The sequence below is a fragment of the Leptolyngbya sp. BC1307 genome, assembly GCF_002286735.1.
Lineage (GTDB): Bacteria > Cyanobacteriota > Cyanobacteriia > Phormidesmidales > Phormidesmidaceae > Phormidesmis.
Window position 1 is genome coordinate 19,305 of sequence record NZ_NRTA01000022.1, and the last position, 16,462, is coordinate 35,766.

At 53.8% G+C, this 16,462-nt stretch carries 15 protein-coding genes; 8 read left to right on the plus strand and 7 right to left on the minus strand.

The window, feature by feature from the left end; translation table 11 throughout:
- Positions 1-41: 41 nt before the first annotated feature.
- The 3 genes from CKL79_RS13055 to CKL79_RS13065 all read right to left on the minus strand — a co-directional run bounded on the left by CKL79_RS13055 (position 42) and on the right by CKL79_RS13065 (position 2,802).
- Complete coding sequence (locus CKL79_RS13055; protein ID WP_121970016.1) at positions 42-1,334, minus strand: ABC transporter ATP-binding protein; 1,293 nt, start codon at positions 1,332-1,334, stop codon at positions 42-44.
- Between the two features lie 41 nt (positions 1,335-1,375).
- On the minus strand, positions 1,376-2,203 hold the full coding sequence (locus tag CKL79_RS13060) for an ABC transporter permease (protein WP_121970017.1): 828 nt from the start codon (positions 2,201-2,203) through the stop codon (positions 1,376-1,378).
- A gap of 176 nt (positions 2,204-2,379) precedes the next feature.
- On the minus strand, positions 2,380-2,802 hold the full coding sequence (locus CKL79_RS13065) for a cupin domain-containing protein (protein ID WP_121970018.1): 423 nt from the start codon (positions 2,800-2,802) through the stop codon (positions 2,380-2,382).
- Between the two features lie 378 nt (positions 2,803-3,180).
- Between CKL79_RS13065 and CKL79_RS13070 the strand changes: the two genes are divergently transcribed.
- The 3 genes from CKL79_RS13070 to CKL79_RS13080 all read left to right on the plus strand — a co-directional run bounded on the left by CKL79_RS13070 (position 3,181) and on the right by CKL79_RS13080 (position 8,965).
- Positions 3,181-3,672 carry a peptidoglycan-binding protein gene (locus CKL79_RS13070; RefSeq protein WP_170944057.1) on the plus strand — a complete coding sequence of 164 codons (492 nt, stop codon included), beginning with the start codon at positions 3,181-3,183 and terminating at the stop codon, positions 3,670-3,672.
- A 98-nt stretch (positions 3,673-3,770) separates the two neighbouring features.
- Entirely contained in the window at positions 3,771-5,096 is a 1,326-nt protein-coding gene (locus CKL79_RS13075; RefSeq protein ID WP_170944058.1) for an AAA family ATPase, read from the plus strand.
- A gap of 134 nt (positions 5,097-5,230) precedes the next feature.
- On the plus strand, positions 5,231-8,965 hold the full coding sequence (locus CKL79_RS13080; RefSeq protein ID WP_121970020.1) for a WD40 repeat domain-containing protein: 3,735 nt from the start codon (positions 5,231-5,233) through the stop codon (positions 8,963-8,965).
- A gap of 164 nt (positions 8,966-9,129) precedes the next feature.
- Here the strand turns inward: CKL79_RS13080 and CKL79_RS13085 are convergent, their stop codons facing one another.
- Positions 9,130-9,792: a DUF2834 domain-containing protein gene (locus CKL79_RS13085; RefSeq protein ID WP_121970021.1), complete on the minus strand. Its 663-nt coding sequence runs from the start codon at positions 9,790-9,792 to the stop codon at positions 9,130-9,132.
- Between the two features lie 240 nt (positions 9,793-10,032).
- Here CKL79_RS13085 and CKL79_RS13090 point away from each other — a divergent pair, with 240 nt between their 5' ends.
- Both CKL79_RS13090 and cutA read left to right on the plus strand, forming a co-directional pair.
- Positions 10,033-10,341 carry a pentapeptide repeat-containing protein gene (locus CKL79_RS13090; protein ID WP_121970022.1) on the plus strand — a complete coding sequence of 103 codons (309 nt, stop codon included), beginning with the start codon at positions 10,033-10,035 and terminating at the stop codon, positions 10,339-10,341.
- Positions 10,338-10,670, plus strand: coding sequence for a divalent-cation tolerance protein CutA (gene cutA / locus CKL79_RS13095; RefSeq protein ID WP_121970023.1), 333 nt, complete (start codon positions 10,338-10,340; stop codon positions 10,668-10,670). The genes CKL79_RS13090 and cutA overlap by 4 nt, the downstream gene beginning before the upstream one ends.
- Here cutA and CKL79_RS13100 read toward each other — a convergent pair.
- Positions 10,667-11,269, minus strand: a complete 603-nt coding sequence (locus CKL79_RS13100; protein WP_121970024.1) for a cupin — start codon at positions 11,267-11,269, stop codon at positions 10,667-10,669. The two genes, cutA and CKL79_RS13100, sit on opposite strands and share 4 nt — an antisense overlap.
- A gap of 44 nt (positions 11,270-11,313) precedes the next feature.
- Here CKL79_RS13100 and CKL79_RS13105 point away from each other — a divergent pair, with 44 nt between their 5' ends.
- Both CKL79_RS13105 and mazG read left to right on the plus strand, forming a co-directional pair.
- Positions 11,314-12,210 carry an SUMF1/EgtB/PvdO family nonheme iron enzyme gene (locus CKL79_RS13105; protein WP_121970025.1) on the plus strand — a complete coding sequence of 299 codons (897 nt, stop codon included), beginning with the start codon at positions 11,314-11,316 and terminating at the stop codon, positions 12,208-12,210.
- 4 nt (positions 12,211-12,214) lie between these two features.
- The gene (gene mazG / locus CKL79_RS13110) at positions 12,215-13,090 is read left to right on the plus strand and encodes a nucleoside triphosphate pyrophosphohydrolase (protein ID WP_121970026.1); all 876 of its coding nucleotides are present in this window, start codon (positions 12,215-12,217) and stop codon (positions 13,088-13,090) included.
- A 16-nt stretch (positions 13,091-13,106) separates the two neighbouring features.
- On the opposite strand, the gene CKL79_RS13115 is transcribed toward mazG, so the two are convergent.
- Both CKL79_RS13115 and CKL79_RS13120 read right to left on the minus strand, forming a co-directional pair.
- Positions 13,107-15,212, minus strand: coding sequence for a serine/threonine phosphatase (locus CKL79_RS13115; RefSeq protein ID WP_121970027.1), 2,106 nt, complete (start codon positions 15,210-15,212; stop codon positions 13,107-13,109).
- A gap of 166 nt (positions 15,213-15,378) precedes the next feature.
- Positions 15,379-15,960 carry a pseudouridine synthase gene (locus CKL79_RS13120; protein WP_121970028.1) on the minus strand — a complete coding sequence of 194 codons (582 nt, stop codon included), beginning with the start codon at positions 15,958-15,960 and terminating at the stop codon, positions 15,379-15,381.
- A 160-nt stretch (positions 15,961-16,120) separates the two neighbouring features.
- Here CKL79_RS13120 and CKL79_RS13125 point away from each other — a divergent pair, with 160 nt between their 5' ends.
- Entirely contained in the window at positions 16,121-16,435 is a 315-nt protein-coding gene (locus tag CKL79_RS13125; protein ID WP_121970029.1) for a hypothetical protein, read from the plus strand.
- The last annotated feature ends 27 nt before the right edge of the window (positions 16,436-16,462 follow it).

Below are 16,462 nucleotides of genomic sequence, written 5' to 3' on the forward strand. Positions count from 1 at the left end.
ACGAAAAATCTCTGAACAGTAATCGAAACCTTAAATAAAGACTAATTTATTCCCATGTTTTTTTCGATGGAGACTTCCATAGGTATATTTATCGCTGCGGTAATAAATTTTCCACTTTGAGGTATCTGAACCTGAAAAATGGTGACATTATCTAGCCAATCACAAGTCGTAGTTGTATAGCTTTCTGCACCTGCAACGGTCAAGCTATAACCGCCTGCCTTCAGAGGTAACCGGAAAGAAAACTTAACTGCAAATTTATCAGTGGCCCTCAGTGAGCCCATCGAAACATTCTCCTCTTTTGTGTTACTGCCTATCAACTCATTGCCGTTCTTATCACAGATAAAAAACCCAATAATAAAGTCTTCTAGCGATGCGTTGACACAAACATCAGTCACAAGCGTAATCATTTCATCGAATTTAAACACTGGGCTAGCAATGGCTAAGTCACCATTCTCATGAAAAATCCGAATATGCTCAATCGTTGCTCGTCCACTTCCTCTGCGGCTTGCGTTTTCTGTCAACAATTGAGAATTATCCTCATGATTCAATATTGATGGCTTGCTGTTGTTGGGGATATTTACTTCAGATTGTTGTAGCTCAATCTGAGTGGCTAGCTTCATATAGTCAATAAAAACGTCATTTGGCCGTCCACTTGTATGGACCTTTCCCTGCTCTAACATAAACGCAGATTTACATAACGTCTTTACAGCGTTTGCGTCGTGCGATACAAATAGTGTAGTCACTCCTAAATCCATCAGCGTTTTGATACGACGCATGCACTTGTGCTGAAACACGACATCTCCAACAGCTAGTGCTTCATCGACAATAAATATCTCTGGGTCCACATGTACGGCTACCGCGAACCCCAACCGCACAAACATCCCACTCGAATAAGTTTTGATGGGCTGCTCGATAAATTCTCCTATATCTGCGAACGCCGCAATCTTATCAAACTTCGTCTCAATCTCCGCCTGGCTTAATCCTAAAATTCGTCCATTAAAAAAAATATTCTGCCGTCCCGTAAACTCGGGATTAAATCCGCTCCCTAGCTCCAACAATGCCGAAACTCGCCCATTGACACTCACATTACCTGTTGTCGGCTGTAACGTTCCCACAATAATTTGCAGTAGCGTACTTTTCCCAGACCCATTACGGCCAATAATCCCGATCGTCTCTCCCTTAGGAATCTCCAGATTAATATCCCGCAGCGCCCAAAACTCCTCTGCCCGCTGTTTCCCTGGCAGCAAAATCTCTTTCAGCCGATCCACCGGATGGTGATATCGCTTGAATACCTTGGAAACATTTGTTAGAGAAATCGCAGTACTTTCAGCCATAAGGTTTGAGAAAAGACAACCGTAGAGCGGGATTCTCCACCCTACAACACATCTGCAAATGCCGGACGCAGCTTTTTATAGCACCAAAATCCAGCCAAAAACAGGCCCAATGACGTTGCTGTTGCCACTCCCCACTCGCCCCAATGAGTCACTTGGCCTACCAATATCGTATCTCGATACATCTCCCCGATCGCCGCCAATGGATTTAACCAAAATACCCACTGCTGGAAAGGGGGTGGAATCATGTCAGCGGGGTAAATTAGCGGCGTTGCGTAAAACCACAGATTAAGCAATACCCCCAGCGTCTGGGGAATATCGCGAATAAACACCGTCAGCCCAGCCGTTAAGTAACCCAGTCCTGCTGTCAGCAGCAACTGCGGTATCCACACGAGGGGCAAGAGTAAGAGCGTTGGATGGAGCGTGTTGCTTATAGATACTACAAACACAATCAGCGCCATCAGGCCGAACGTGCTTTCTAAAAAGCTCGATAATATCGGCACCAGCGGCAGCAAGCTCAGTGGAAAGACCACTTTCTTGACTAGGTTAGGCTGTCCCACGACCGAGCCGGACGCCTGGGTTATGCCGCCGCTGAAGGCAATCCAGGGGACTAAACCGGCAAACAACCACAGCCCAAATACAAACGAATTGTCGGCAGGTAACCCTTTCAGGCTAAGCTTCACCCGCAGAACAATGGCAAACACATAAGTGTAAATTAACAACTGCGCTAGCTGATTCAGCAGCGGCCACAGATTCCCCAACATAGAGCCCTTATAGCGAGCATCCATGTCTCGCTGTACCAGCGTTTTCAGCAGCCCTACCTGAGCCCACTGTGGTTCACTTAGCGGCAGCAGCAGCTTTAGAGACGCCATCTGTCGCCATAGCAAACGTTTGAGTGCTTTGAGAGACGCTTTGATGGGTCTTAATACCACTGTCATAGACCATGCCTACGCAATTGCCGAATTATTTTATCAAAAAATAAGGGGGTGGTTCATCACTAGGTAACACTTATACGGAATAAGTAGGTTGGGCCATGGATAACGATGGCCTAATTTGAGCTACCAGTGTGACCCTGAATCGACCGAAAATGAACCACGCCCGTTTCACTTGCTGCATAAACCGTTTCATCGGCCATCTGCCAGGCCGGATCGACGATCGCTAAGAAGACCAGCGGCTCCTCTCCGCAGCTGTGAATGTACTGCTTAGCATCGGGTGGAATGTAGACGGCGTCACCCGGCTCTACCTGCTGCATTTCGTCATCAATGTGCATTTCGCCCTGGCCAGACAAAATGTAATACACCTCTGACGTTTTTAGAGAGTGAGGGTCGGAGGTTTGGCCAGCGGGTAGCGTCGCGTGGGCCAGGCTATAGCGTAGGGCTAGCGGCTGCTTGTCGGGGTGGAGCAGCTCTCGCAGCAGGGTGCTGTCTCCGGCAACAAATTCTTCGCAGTCGTGGAGCGATCTGACCAGCATAAAGGGTTCCTCGGTCGTGAATTCAAATAAATTTAGCTGATATTGCGTAGATCAGCCCCCTGGCCAGTCGATTGATCTACGCCAGTCTGCGTAAAATCCGCAGAAGTTCCTGACAGATAGATACGGTGCAGAAAGCATCACTTAGCCTGCGCCAAGGCTCTTGCAGATAGGTAGGCTGCTGCTATCTATAGCGTTGGCCACTTTGCTCACTACACCAATAACGGCCAGAATAACGGCCAGAACCGTTGTGTACGGCGGGCAAAGTGGCGCGCAAGCATACGTAGGCGTAGCCTTCTCTGCGAGTATGCATCCGTACGCTTGCTACATACCAAAATCAGGAGCCACCCGTCATATCTTATGCTACGGCCCCCTTCGCTTATGACGCTTAACCTCGGTTCTACAGGCCCTACCGTCCGGCGGTTGCAGCGCAACCTCAATTCGCGGTTTGAGCAGCTTGGCATGTTTGCTGAAATGGCGGTGCGGGTCGATGGGTTCTTTGGCCCTGCAACGCTAGCAAGCGTGAAATATTTGCAGTGTGTGGGTGGTTTGCCGGTGGACGGGCGGGTATGCGATCGCACACTTGCCTTTATCACTCAGGGCGCAGCCGGTTTACCCGCTTTATCTATCGGCAGTACGGGCACTCAGGTCGCCGCCGTTCAGCAGATGCTCTCAGCCGCTCAGATCTGGCTGGCAGTCGATGGTGTCTTTGGCAAACAGACAGAGCAGGCGGTAAAGCTGTATCAGCATGAGTTAGGGATTGCATCTAGCGGCATTGTTAGCAGGGAAACTTGGGAGATGGTTGTGCGATCGCGTTTAGACGGGTTGCCTTGTGTGGCGCTGTTGCCGCATTTGTATGCGAGGGGGCGTTGAGGAGGCAGGGGGAAAGGGGTAGGGGAAAGGGGGAAAAGGCCGAAGGATCGTTATTTTCGGCTGTTATGATCGAGGGACTGCCTTGATTGATCACCGCTATGCCTCTCGATTTGCCCCGGTTCTATCGCGCTGCTAATCCTAGCCGTCCGCTGAAGGTGGCGCAGCCGGAAGATCGGCGGTATTACGTGGATTTTTCTTCGGTGCGGGGCGGCGATATTATCAGCGAGCTAGGCCGCACGATTGTCCGGCTTTCGCCCGATCAGCCGACGACTCAGCTGTTTACCGGGCATATTGGCTGCGGCAAGTCTACGGAGCTATTTCGGCTAAAGGGCGGGCTTGAGCAGCAAGATTTTCACGTCGTCTATTTTGAATCTGACCGCGATTTGGAAATGGCAGATGTGGATATTAGCGATATTTTGCTGATGATTGCCCATCAGGTGACCCAGAGTATGGAGACGGTGGGCATTCGCCTGCGCCCCACTTACCTGGAGAATTTGTTTCGCAATCTTCTAGAGACGCTGCGATCGCCCCTAGAAGTCAGCGATGTTAGCTTTTCGGTAGGAATCGCTGCTATCACCGCTCGGGCTAAAGAAAGCCCCGAGATGCGCAGCCAGCTCCGGCAATACCTGGAGCCTCGGACTAAAGGTATTATCGACGCGATTAATACAGAGATTTTGGGAGCGGCGACAGCGAGGCTCAAGGCTCAAGGCAAACGCGGCCTGGTTGTGATTGCCGATAACCTGGATCGGATTGACCCCATTAGCCGAGCAGACAGTCGCAGCCAGTCAGAATATCTGTTTGTAGATCGCGGTGAGCAACTTAAGCGGCTGAATTGCCATGTGGTGTATACCATTCCGCTGGCGCTAATCTTTTCAGATGAGCTGCCGCGCCTGTCTAATCGGTTTGGCACTGCGCCGAAGCTGCTGGCAATGGTGCCGGTAGCCACTCGAACCGGCGATCCTTTTCTAAAAGGACGACAGCTTTTGGAAAAGATGGTGATGGTGCGGGCTTTCCCGACGCTAAAGACGCGCGATCACTGGCAGCAAATCGAACAGGTATTTGACTCGCCCGATACCCTCACTCGCCTGGTAACGATCAGCGGCGGCCACATGCGCAACCTGATGCGACTGCTCTATGGCTGTTTGCAAAAGGGCGATCCGCCGATTCGCCGGGAGACCTTGGAATCGGTCATTCGCGATGAGCGCGACGCCCTACTGGGCCTGATTGGTGCGGGCGAATGGCGGCTGCTCTTAGAGGCAGTGAGCGAAGGCGACGAGCAGGGCAACGAAGCTTACAATCCTCTCCTACGCAGTCTGTTTTTATACGAATACCGCGACGATGAAGGCCGCTGGTTTGGTCTCAACCCCGTACTGGCTGAGACTAAGCGCTATCGCCTCTGGCAGGCCAGTAATCAGGGCCAGTGATCAGGGCCAGTGATCAGGGCCAGTGATCAGGGCCAGCAGGCGGGCGGGAAGGTAGAATAGCGCAGACCGCTATTGTCTGCACCGCTGCTGTCTGCACCGCTGCTGTCTGCACCGCTATTATCTGTTTAGAGCTTATGGTTGATACGCATTTAGACATTCTTATCTATAACCAAAATGCCCTGAACAATCTGCGCCGGGCGATGGTGCTAGGGCAGGGACAGTTCTCTCTGATTTTAGCCCGAGTGAATTACCGGCGGTTGCAGCAGTTGCTACTGTCAGAACTTGGTGACCGCCTCCGCTTTGATACCATCCCACTTCCACCCACCGCCACCCGGCTAAAAGACGCCATTCTCGACGCCACATCCGACGCTGCCCCCACTGGTCAGCGGCAGGCGCTGATGGTCACCGGGTTAGAGGCCGTGCGATCGCTAGAACCTTTGCTGAAAGCCGCCAATCTGGGCCGTGATGAACTGCCGAAAGTCTTTAACTGTCCGGTAGTGCTGTGGGTAAATGACACGACCTTGCAGCAGCTCAACCGCTATGCCCCCGACCTGAAAAGCTTTGCCGCCACTCCCCTCCGATTTGAATATCCGACGCCGTCGCTGATTGCGATGCTGAGCGCCCAGGTAGACGACACCTTTGCTCAGATATTAGATACCAGCCAGGGCATTTCGCTGAGCGATCGCCTACCTTTCAGCACCAGCCTGACCCAACCGCTCGCCAGACAAGAGCTATCGTTTGCCCTGACCCAGCTCGAAAGTCATGAGCATTGGGTCAGCGATGATTTGACTGCCGACTTACTCTTTTTAGAAGGGCGTAATCTGCACCAGCGGCAAGACCTAGATCGCGCCCGCAGCCACTACGAAGAGAGTCTAAAGCACTGGCAGCACCGCAACAACGCTGATCAAGCTGTCAGGTCAGCCATTAGCAGCCTCGATAAACAGGCTGTTTTACTGTTTCACTTAGGGCTGTGGTGGCGCGTTCAGGCGGTCTCAAAGGCGATTGATCCCGTCTACGCCTATCAACAGGCAAAACAGTATTTTGAAGACTGTCTGGCGATTTTTCGGCAGCAAGATCGGCCCGACCGGGTGGGTCGGTTTATCTTGGCCCTGGCAGAAGTGTTACAAAAGCAAGCAGACTGGTCGGGGCTAGCAGCGATCGCTCAGTCCGGCATTGATCTGCATCAAAGTGACCCTGCCAGACTAGCGAGAGACTATGGCTATCTGGCTGAAGTTGCGATCGCTCGCTATGACGCCGATCCGCATGCGAACTATTTGGGTGAGGCACGGGGGTTTGCGCAGCAGGCTTTGGAGATTTCGGGGCGGGTTGTTGAAGGGAGGGGGACAGGAGAGCAGGAGACAGGAGACAGGAGAGCAGGTGCGATCGCTTTGCGCTACCATCGCGGCTATTATTTTTATTTGCTGGCGGTGGCGGGGCAGCTTCAGGGGGAGCCAGCGACGGCGATCGCTCAGCTCGAAAAAGCCCGGCAGCAGACCGATCCACGCTACGACCTCGTCCTTTACCGCAACGTTTTAAGTCGGCTGTGGCAGCTTTACTTTGAACATCAGCACTATGCTGAGGCTTTTGAGATTAAGCTGGCGCAGCGACGGGTAGAAAATCTCTTTGGGCTGAGGGCTTTTATCGGGGCCAGCCAGATCCGGCCACCGGTTGCTCGGTCGCCTTATCCAGGATTTGTGAACTCGGATAATGGCTCAGATGAGATATTGGCAGCGGAGATTAAAGCATCCGGGCGGGCTCCAGATATTGCAGCGCTAGTCAGCCGCCTCGCGCAGCCGCGCTACCCGATTGTGGTGATTCACGGTCAGTCGGGCGTGGGCAAAAGCTCTACGCTCAGCGCTGGGCTAATGCCTCGGCTGCGCAGCCTGATCAGTGAGGGGCGCACTACCTGGCCAGTCTTGATTGGTAGCTATAGCGATTGGGCCCGTCAAGTTTTGGGCGCGCTGACCCCCTCGACCCATTTGCAAAAGCAAGAGAGTGATGCAGATATCTCTGTTCATCACCTAATTGACCAGCTAAAGACGCTCACTCGCGAGAAATATCAGCAGATTGTGCTGATATTTGATCAGTTTGAAGACTTTTTTTATGAGCACCCGGCGATTGAGCAGCGGCGCGATCTCTATATCTTTTTGCGTGACTGTTTAGATTTGCCCTATGTCAAAGTGGTGCTGGCGCTACGAGAAGATTTTTTACACTACCTGCTGGAGTGGGATCGCAGCGCCGATCTGAACGCGATTGAAAACGATATTCTCAGCAAAGAGATTCGCTACTACCTGGGCAATTTCACACCTGAAGCGGCTGAAACGGTGATCTGGCAGCTCACGCAGGCGGCAGAGTTTTATTTAGAAGAGGGTCTAATTACGACGCTGGTGAATGATTTGGCCGCAGAGACGGGAGAGGTGCGCCCGATTGAACTACAGGTGGTGGGCGCTCAGCTACAGCGCGAGCAGATTACGACGCTGGCCCAGTATAAACAGATGGGGCGATCGCCCAAAGCTCAGCTACTCAACAACTTTTTAGACAGTGTGATTCATGACTGCGGCGCTGAAAATGCCACCGTTGCTAAATCTGTGCTCTATTTGCTCAGTGAAGGGAGCAACCGCCCGGTCAAAAGTCTCTCTGAACTGGAAGAAGCCCTGATGCTAGCCGGTATCCGCACGGCCTCTTTGCAGCTGGTGCTGACTATCTTTATTGGCTCAGGCTTGGTCTTTGAAGTGTTAGAAGTCTCGGGCGTGCGCTATCAGCTCGTACACGAATATCTAGGCGGCTTAATTCAACAGCTGCCTGGCCTGGAAGAGGCGCTGCAACCCGAGCACCGCCATCGCCAGCCCGCTCTCGCTCTTGACCAGCCAGCCCAGCCAGCCGTTCCGCTAGAGCCAACAGCTCCTGCTGCAACGGTTTGTCGGGGGCACGCGGGCACAGTCTGGGCAGTGCGATGGTGCCCGCAAAACAGTTCGCTGCTGCTGACGGCGGGGGGCGACGATACGATTGGGCTGTGGAGCGATCGCGGTGAGCAGTTAAAGTCAATTGTCGGTCATCGGCGCGGGGTACATGGCGTAAACTGGAGCCCGAACGGCGACTTTTTTGCTTCGGCCAGCGCCGATCACTCAGTGCGACTCTGGAGTAGTGAAGGCGACTTTGTGCGATCGCTCCTCGGTCATGAAGCGGCAGTTTGGCAGGTCTGCTACAGTCCGGATGGCAGCCGGTTAGCGTCGGTGAGCAGCGATCGCACTCTGCGCTTATGGCACCCCGAGGGCACCCTGCTCAAAACCTGGCGCGAGCACACAGACACCATCTGGCACGTCAGCTTCAGCCCCGATGGTCAATATTTGGTCACCGCCAGTGAAGACCAGACCATTCGCCTGTGGCAGGTCGAAACCGGGTTAGTGCAAACGCTGACAGGTCACAGCGGCGGGGTCTGGTGCGCCCTCTTTAGCCCAGACGGTCAGTGGGTGGCTTCGGGTGGTGCAGACGGCGTCATTCGGCTGTGGTCAGTAACGGGACAAGCCGTTCACATCGAGCCCGATCCGCTGACCTGGCAAGGCCATCACGACTGGGTCAGAAGCCTCAGCTTTAGCCCAAATGGAGAACTTTTGGCGTCGGCCAGTGATGATGGCACGGTGCATCTGTGGTCGCTCTCGCCAGCAGCCCTAAAGTCACTGGGCCCGGCTGATGGGACTGCCAGACACAGCACAGCTACGCTGACCGGGCATGAGGGGGTAATTTGGGAGGTGGCGTTTGATGCGTCGGGCGATCGCCTGGCTTCGGCCAGTGCCGACGGCACCCTGAGAATCTGGGATTTACGGTTAGATATATTGATAGAAAAGGGCTGCGACTATCTATCAGGCTAGCTAACAACACAGCCTAAGCTAAATTTACGTGCCTGACCAATTCTCTATAGCCGGATTCTAGATAACCTGCTCTTCGTAAGTGATAAAGGAGCCGTGCCAGGTGCCGATATTTTGCTGGATGCACTGCCATTGGGGTTTCATTTGAGAGAAGGGGGGAAGAGACTTTAGGAGGATGCGGTGGCGGTGGTGGAGTCTGTGGTGATCAAAGGCGGGCGCACAGATAGATAGAAGACAATGCCTAGCAGCGGAATCAGGGTCGCTATCCCAAAAATGATGGGGCTGTTGATTTTGCGTTTGGCCATGTCGTCTTTTACTAGCGGGGCAACGACGGCACAAAGGAGGCAAAAGTCCAAGCTCATCACGTTGATAAAGCGGCTGGTTTGCCACTGCGCGATAAAGTTGCTCCAGTCGCCTTCGAGCAGGCCATAGCCGAGCAAGGCAATACTGCCCGCAGCGAGCAATCGACCTACCCAGGGGGAATCGACTAGGCTGAGCAGGGTACTTTTGGAGCCGGTAAAGGTGGTGTGGGGCTGGCGCAGCGCCAGGTAGGGCAGAAGCGCAAAGGCCCCGACCGCAAAGGAGCTGAGGACGAAGGGCCAGGCCGGTATGTTTTGATCTGCACCGTCAATCAGGACCAGGCAAGCGTAGATCATCGGCCAGATTCCCATCAGGTTAAACAGAGCGACGATGGTAGGGTTAATGCCTTCCCACTGGCCGGATGAGAGCTGGGTGATCAGCTCGAACGTGTCGGGTTGATTGGGAGGTGCAAACGCGAAGGCATAGATGACGAAGCTAAGCCAAAGTATAGCGAAACCAATTCTAAGCATGGTAAATAGGGAGTGCAGAGGTTTACTTTAAGTGAACTTTAAGCGCGGCTATGGCTGTTGAAAGAAAAAGCTGAGAGCGTTTCTAAATGTTTACGGCGCTTTTTAAAGTTTTTAGTGGCTATGTAACCATGCTGAATCATTTGGCCACGCCTGAGATAGCTACGCCCTATCTTAATATCAGAATACTCAGACAGAGGCCTGCTCTTATACCCAATAGCGCAGGTTTTATCAGGCTACCTTATGCGATCAGACGATGTCCTACGCCTCTATGAAGAAGGCTATCGAGACTTTAAAGGCTGCAATTTAGCTGGGGTAGATCTGAGCGGCCAAATTTTAATGGGGGTCAATTTTGCCCGGGCTGATCTGAGTGGGGCAAACCTGAGCCGGGCCAATCTCCAGTTTGCCAAGCTGAGCGATAGCTGCACCAAATTTAACCGGGCTGATCTGCGCCGGGTCGATGTCACGCATGTCGATTGGGCAGATGCCGATCTGACGGGAGCCTGCATGAGCGATCCGGTGGCGCGGGCGGCAGCGGCGGTGAAGCGATGACCGCCTACGCCATTGTTTTGACCACAACAGGATCGGAGGCTGAGGCGGAAGCAATTGCCACCGCGCTGGTCGAAGCCAGATTAGCCGCCTGTGTCAATCTTTTTCCAATTCAGTCGGTATATACCTGGCAGGGAAAATTGCAGCGCGAGGCCGAGTGGCAGCTTGTAATCAAAACGCGGCAGGACTGCTTTGATGAAGTAGCGGCAAAAGTGCGATCGCTCCACAGCTACGACACACCCGAACTGATTGCGCTGCCGATTGCCGAGGGTGCAGCTGACTATCTGGGCTGGATGGGCGCTCAAGTCAACGCATCTGGAGAAGCAGGCTAAAACTTGTCGGCTACGAGCGTGTCGGGGTCGTACTTATACCGGCTGCTGCGATCAGTCACGCCATACAGATTAAATGAGATAGTCGGCTCATCGCCCACCGGCGAAACCCGGTGGACGGCGTTGCTCGTAAAGCCGATGATATCGCCGGGGTAGAGCATCTTTTCGCCGACGACTGTAATCTCTTTAGGGTCGTCAGCCGCCTGTCGCCAAAATGTATTGCTTTCTTCGCCGCCAATCATCGCGACGATGCCCCAAGTGGCATGATTGTGAATTTTTGACTGGCTTCCCGGTGCCCAGGCAACCATCTGCACAGTAATCGGATACTCATGCTCGCGGTAGAGAAAGTTAACCGACCAGCCGGTTTTCTTTGAGGGGGGTTTGTACTCCATCTGTAGCCAGTAGGCGCTAATCAGCAGCTTGCGCACTAAGGGGATGATCGCCTGCACCCTTTTAGCATCGTCCGGTTCGCGCTCTAAAATGTCTTCTAGCTCGGTTAAAAAGCGATAGAGCCGGTAGGTCTGCGCTGGCGGCTCATTGTCAACCGTGCCAAAGGACTCGCACTGTCCATCGTCGGTGACTAGCCAGTTATAGTGGGTCATAGATTTAGGTTACAGCAGGCGGAGAGACGTTAGGGACAATCCTTATGATAAAGCCAAGAAGCGGCCTGGCACTGGCGTTGCTGGTAGGCTGTCAGTCTGTCGGTTCAGAAGGAGCGCTGACTCAGGCGGACTGTGAGGCACAGGCGGGGTTTGCCTTCGTTGAGGGGGGTGATTTTATAGCGGGCAGCGATCGCCTCGAACGCGACTATGCCTATGAAATCACAGCCATGGGTAGAGCAGATTCACCGGCAGAGATTCCCGAAACTGAGGCCAAATACCGACAGCAGGGTTGGTTTGACCGAGAACCAACGCGCCAAACAGTAAACTTACCCGCCTTTTGCCTCAGCCAAAATTTGATTACTAATGCCGACTACCAGCTATTTGTGCAGACCATCGGGCACCGCGAGCCAGGCATTTCGGCAGCGGACTATCAGGCGCAGGGATTTTTGGTGCATGACTATAGCGAAGTAGAGCCTTACCTCTGGCAAAACGGGCAGTATCCGGTAGGGCAGGGCCAGCATCCAGTCGTGCTGATCTCTTATGAAGATGCGCTGGCCTATGTGGAATGGCGATCGCAGCAAGATAACGTAAGCTACCGACTGCCGACAGCGCTGGAGTGGGAAAAAGCGGCGCGGGGTACTGACGGACGCTACTTTCCCTGGGGCAGTGAATGGCAAAACGACGCGACCAACTGGTCTAAACACGGGCCCAGAGGGACGAGTGCGATCGCCGCCTACCCCGCTAGCCGCAGCCCCTACGGCATTGAAGACATGGCCGGCAACGTCTTTGAATACACCAGCACACTCACAGACGAGTCAGAAGTCATCCTTAAAGGCTGCGGCTGGGACGACTATCCAGGATTTTGCAGAGCTGCCTATCAGCACGACCGTCCGATAGACTCAAGGCATATCTTATTTGGCTTTCGCCTGGTAGTGGAATAATTCTATGTCAGATTTCGACAACATCGCCCCTTCGAACCAACAGACAAACCAACAAACAAGCCAACAGACACTGGCAGCACTACAGCAGCTAATCACCGTAATCGCTCAGCTCCGCAGCCCCGAAGGCGGCTGCCCTTGGGATCTCGCTCAGACGCCGCAAAGCCTGACACCCTATGTCATTGAAGAGGCTTATGAAGTTGTTGATGCCATCCAGAGCGGCGACAAAAAAGACATTGTCGAAGAGCTAGGCGATCTGTTGCTGCAAGTTGTTCTCCAGGCTCAGATCTTTCAAGAACAAGGAGACTTTGATTTGGGTGATATTGCTCAGGGCATTACCGAAAAAATGATTCGCCGCCATCCTCACGTCTTTGGCGATGTCACAGCTGAGACAACAGAAGCTGTAAAAGCCAATTGGGAACAGATCAAAGCGCAGGAAAAAGCCGACACCGAAGATCCCACTCGGCTCACACCCAAGCTGAAGCGCTATGCCCGGTCAATGCCGCCTCTAGCTGGTGCGATGAAAATTTCTAAAAAAGCGGCCAGGGCTGGCTTTGAGTGGGATAGTTTAGAAGCCGTTTGGGCCAAAGTCGATGAAGAAATGGCGGAATTTAAACATGCCCTGGATCACGAATCTCAAGCCGCACAGGAAAGTGAGCTAGGCGATGTCTTCTTTTCGCTGATTCAGATTGCTCGCTGGCGGGGGCTAGACCCTACCGCTGCCTTGAAGGGCACTAACCGGCGATTTGTCCAGCGGTTTGAACAGGTCGAAGCGCAAGCGAGTGGGCCGCTGACTGACTATAGCGCCGCAAATCTCGAAGCTTTTTGGCAAAAGGCAAAACAACAGATTGCCTCAGCGACAGAGACTGTTCCCACCGAATAGCGGATGCTGCTGGTCGCTATAGTCTTCCCATGTCTGGGCTGACCTGCAGGCGCAGGGCGATCGCACTGATATTGTCATGGCCGTTGACTTCGTTAGCGAGATTAACAAGATCATCGAGTCCGGCCTCAAGCTCTTTATGGCCTCGGGTCAGCGGGTCGATATGGCTCTGAAGATGGTCTTCTACCAGGTTGTTGTCGCTGAGCCCATCCGAACAGAGCAGCAGCAGCGCATCCTCAGAAAAACTGAGATAGCTCACGCTTGGTGACAGTTCTTCCTGGCTGCGAGGCCCCAGTGCCTGGGTGAGCTGATAGGCATCCGGGCGGTCATAGGCAACATCAGGCGCGACCCCTCGCTGAATTTCTCGCTGCCCGACTTCGTGGTCGGTGGTGATTTGCCGCAGGCCAGTGCGCCGCGTGTGCTGATACAGACGGCTGTCGCCAACATGTACAACGACAGCATCAGTATTTTGTAAAAGCACCATAACCAGCGTGGTGCCCATCCGCTCGTGGCCCGCCCGCTCCTCTTTCTCATTAACGTCATAAATCGCCTGATTTGCCTGCCTGACGGCTTCGATCAGAGTAGCTTTGGCAGGCAGAGGGAGCGATCTGCTATCGGCCTGAGGCTGAGGCCAATGTTCTGCAAAGTAGGCGATGAGGGTTTTGGTTGCTAGCTGACTGGCCACTTCTCCGCCCGCATGACCGCCCATGCCGTCGCAGAGCACGTAGAGGCCGTGGGCCTGGGTGCGTTGCTGGCCGTTGCTGGCTTGCTTGTAAGCGCTACTAGCGATCACAAAATAGTCTTCATTGTGATCGCGCTGACGGCCTACATCTGTTTGGCCAGCGTCGGCTAGGGCCACCAGCTTCATCGGCAGTACCACAGTATTGTCGCTGCTGTCGGTTAATTCAGGCAAAACGATATCGTCTATATCATCCATCGGCTCTAGAGCGGTAGGGTCTTCTTCTAAGTGAATCGGTTCGAGATTAGCCGTTTCCGGTTGGGGCTCGACAGATTGGGAGGTGTCTAGCTGGGTAGTGTCTAGCTGGGTAGTGTCTAGCTGGGTAGTGTCTGGCTGGGTAGTGTCTGGCTGGGAGGCTGCGGATTGGTCGGCATCCTCCGGCTGAGTAGAAGGGGCCTGGGGAAATGGCCGCTCAGCCGCAGGCGACGAGGCAACATCTGGCGTGATCGCATCTGGGGTGGCTAGCAGCGCTTCGCCAATGGTTTCTAGCTCATTTCTTAGCTGCGTCAGGGTCTCTGCCGAGGTGACGGTCAAGATCAGCTGCCTGATTTGACGGAGAGGGGCGATCGCCCCTCGGTGCGGCTGAGCTAGCAGCGATTGCAAAAAAGCCTTCAGATCTGAGAGCTGAGGCGGCTGTTCGCCCGGCATGATGAACTGCTGCACCCGCACAGACTGATCGCTATCAATGCCCAAGTTGTCGGCTTGCAGCAGACTAGAGCGCCACTGAGGAATCGGTTCTAGAGCCATCCATAAGTCAGTCAGCGTATACATCCAGTAGACGTGCTGTAGCGGATCGACAGCGGTAGAAAAGGCTTTGATCAGAGAAGAGAGCGCCGGACGAACCCGCACGATTAAAACCGTGGTTTCGCCCTCTTGCCAAACGTCGTAGAGGGGCGGCGCAGAAGCGGGCAGCAGCAGATAGGGATAGGCCGCAGCGGGCAGAGCGGACGACGCTTGCAGGGTAGATAAAGGCGCTTGGGTGAGTTGAGATAGCTGGGTCTGTAAGGGCGATCGCACCTCAGGCGTCGTATCTGTGATGTTGGCGCTGCCCTGACTGAGAACGGTCAACACCTGGTAGCGTTTGTCACTGCCTAGATAGGCGACTGGGCTAAGCTCAATTTCGTCAGCGGGCAGCAGTCGGGCCTGCAGCAGATCGGTGGCTGACCGGTTCAATGGCTCAGAAGATTGATCGGACATCTCTACTGTCACCGCTTCTGACCCGTCCTCTGGAATATCTTCGGGCCTATCTTCGGGCGCATCTTTCGGCAGTTTGCCCGACGTTTTTCTGACGGTAGCGACGACTGAAGGCATCAGCGGCTCGCCGCAGCGCTGACAAAACTTATGATCGCTGGGATTGGCGAACTGGCAGTTAGGGCAAGTAAGCATGGGTTCTTAAACGCTCAGGTTTTACGAATTGAAGCCTGGTTCACAGCTGCTGACAGTCTCTTCTCACAGTTTTTTAGGCCCTGATGCCGCTATTAGCCTTACGCAAGGATTATGCCCGATAATGGCGGTCATTTTTACCAGTGGGGCCAGATAGCCGTCAATCCAGCTAAGGGCGAGGGAGGTGTCGCTGCTCTTCGGGCGTCAGGTCTCGCCACTGCCCAGGCGCGAGTCCCTGTAGGCTGAGATGTCCCTGAGGCAAAAAGATCGCACTCCGTACCAGTCGCAAGGTCGGAAATCCAACGGCAGCAGTCATCCGACGAACCTGGCGGTTTTTGCCCTCAGTGAGCACCATTTCTAACCAGGCAGTCGGCACCTGTTTACGATAGCGAATGGGTGGGTTTCTCGGCGGCAGATTGGGCGGCGCGATCGCGCTTACTTGAGCCGGGCGAGTCCGATAGTCGCGAATGGTCACGCCGCGCCGCAGCCGCTCTAAGCTCTGAGCATCAGGCTGGCGCTCTACCTGCACCCAATACTGCCGCCCGTGACTAAATTTAGGATGGCTCAGCCGGTGCTGCATCGGGCCATCGTCTGTTAGCAGCAGCAGTCCTTCGCTATCTCGATCTAGCCGACCGACCGCGTACACCCCTGGCACAGTCACAAAGTCTTTGAGCGTGGCGCGACCTACCTGATCGGTAAACTGACTGAGAACGCCATAGGGTTTGTAGAAGATTAGATAGCGATAAGCCACGTAAGCAATCTTATTAATTCTTGAACTCTATTGATAAATCGCCCGCAGACAAAGGACAGTCGATATCCTATGAAGACAATTTTGTTAAATGATTGGTAGATGCGGGCATCGCTCTCTTCTACGACGACTCGGCTAACTAACCCCTTTAAAACTACGGGCCATGGATAACGTTAAAAAGTACCGGATGATCTGCACACTCACCTTTGGTGATATCTACAGCCAGATTATTGTTTGGCTAATCGTTTTATTCGTCAGCCTGGCCGCCGCGCTGGCTCTGATGGGAGCGAGCCGCCCAATCTACGCCCTGGCCACAGTTGGGCTAATCTTGGTGCTATCGCTGCCGTTTTTGCTATTTGCCTTTGTCACCACCTTGCTCAACCACATCGAGTTTAAGTCGGTAGACATTCAGGCCGAAGCCGACGCGAGTCTTAAACCGCAGCCCAGCAGCCAAATGACCAGCCAGGGCGCGGTCTAAAGCACTTCAGAGAAGCGATAAAGCGAT

What these genes read in the sequence shown, in the direction of transcription:
- CKL79_RS13055 (WP_121970016.1), bottom strand. Translation starts at nt 1,334, where the DNA reads ATGGCTGAAAGTACTGCGATTTCTCTAACAAATGTTTCCAAGGTATTC.
- CKL79_RS13060 (WP_121970017.1), bottom strand. Translation starts at nt 2,203, where the DNA reads ATGGCGTCTCTAAAGCTGCTGCTGCCGCTAAGTGAACCACAGTGGGCT.
- CKL79_RS13065 (WP_121970018.1), bottom strand. Translation starts at nt 2,802, where the DNA reads ATGCTGGTCAGATCGCTCCACGACTGCGAAGAATTTGTTGCCGGAGAC.
- CKL79_RS13070 (WP_170944057.1), top strand. Translation starts at nt 3,181, where the DNA reads ATGACGCTTAACCTCGGTTCTACAGGCCCTACCGTCCGGCGGTTGCAG.
- CKL79_RS13075 (WP_170944058.1), top strand. Translation starts at nt 3,771, where the DNA reads ATGCCTCTCGATTTGCCCCGGTTCTATCGCGCTGCTAATCCTAGCCGT.
- CKL79_RS13080 (WP_121970020.1), top strand. Translation starts at nt 5,231, where the DNA reads ATGGTTGATACGCATTTAGACATTCTTATCTATAACCAAAATGCCCTG.
- CKL79_RS13085 (WP_121970021.1), bottom strand. Translation starts at nt 9,792, where the DNA reads ATGCTTAGAATTGGTTTCGCTATACTTTGGCTTAGCTTCGTCATCTAT.
- CKL79_RS13090 (WP_121970022.1), top strand. Translation starts at nt 10,033, where the DNA reads ATGCGATCAGACGATGTCCTACGCCTCTATGAAGAAGGCTATCGAGAC.
- cutA (WP_121970023.1), top strand. Translation starts at nt 10,338, where the DNA reads ATGACCGCCTACGCCATTGTTTTGACCACAACAGGATCGGAGGCTGAG.
- CKL79_RS13100 (WP_121970024.1), bottom strand. Translation starts at nt 11,269, where the DNA reads ATGACCCACTATAACTGGCTAGTCACCGACGATGGACAGTGCGAGTCC.
- CKL79_RS13105 (WP_121970025.1), top strand. Translation starts at nt 11,314, where the DNA reads ATGATAAAGCCAAGAAGCGGCCTGGCACTGGCGTTGCTGGTAGGCTGT.
- mazG (WP_121970026.1), top strand. Translation starts at nt 12,215, where the DNA reads ATGTCAGATTTCGACAACATCGCCCCTTCGAACCAACAGACAAACCAA.
- CKL79_RS13115 (WP_121970027.1), bottom strand. Translation starts at nt 15,212, where the DNA reads ATGCTTACTTGCCCTAACTGCCAGTTCGCCAATCCCAGCGATCATAAG.
- CKL79_RS13125 (WP_121970029.1), top strand. Translation starts at nt 16,121, where the DNA reads ATGGATAACGTTAAAAAGTACCGGATGATCTGCACACTCACCTTTGGT.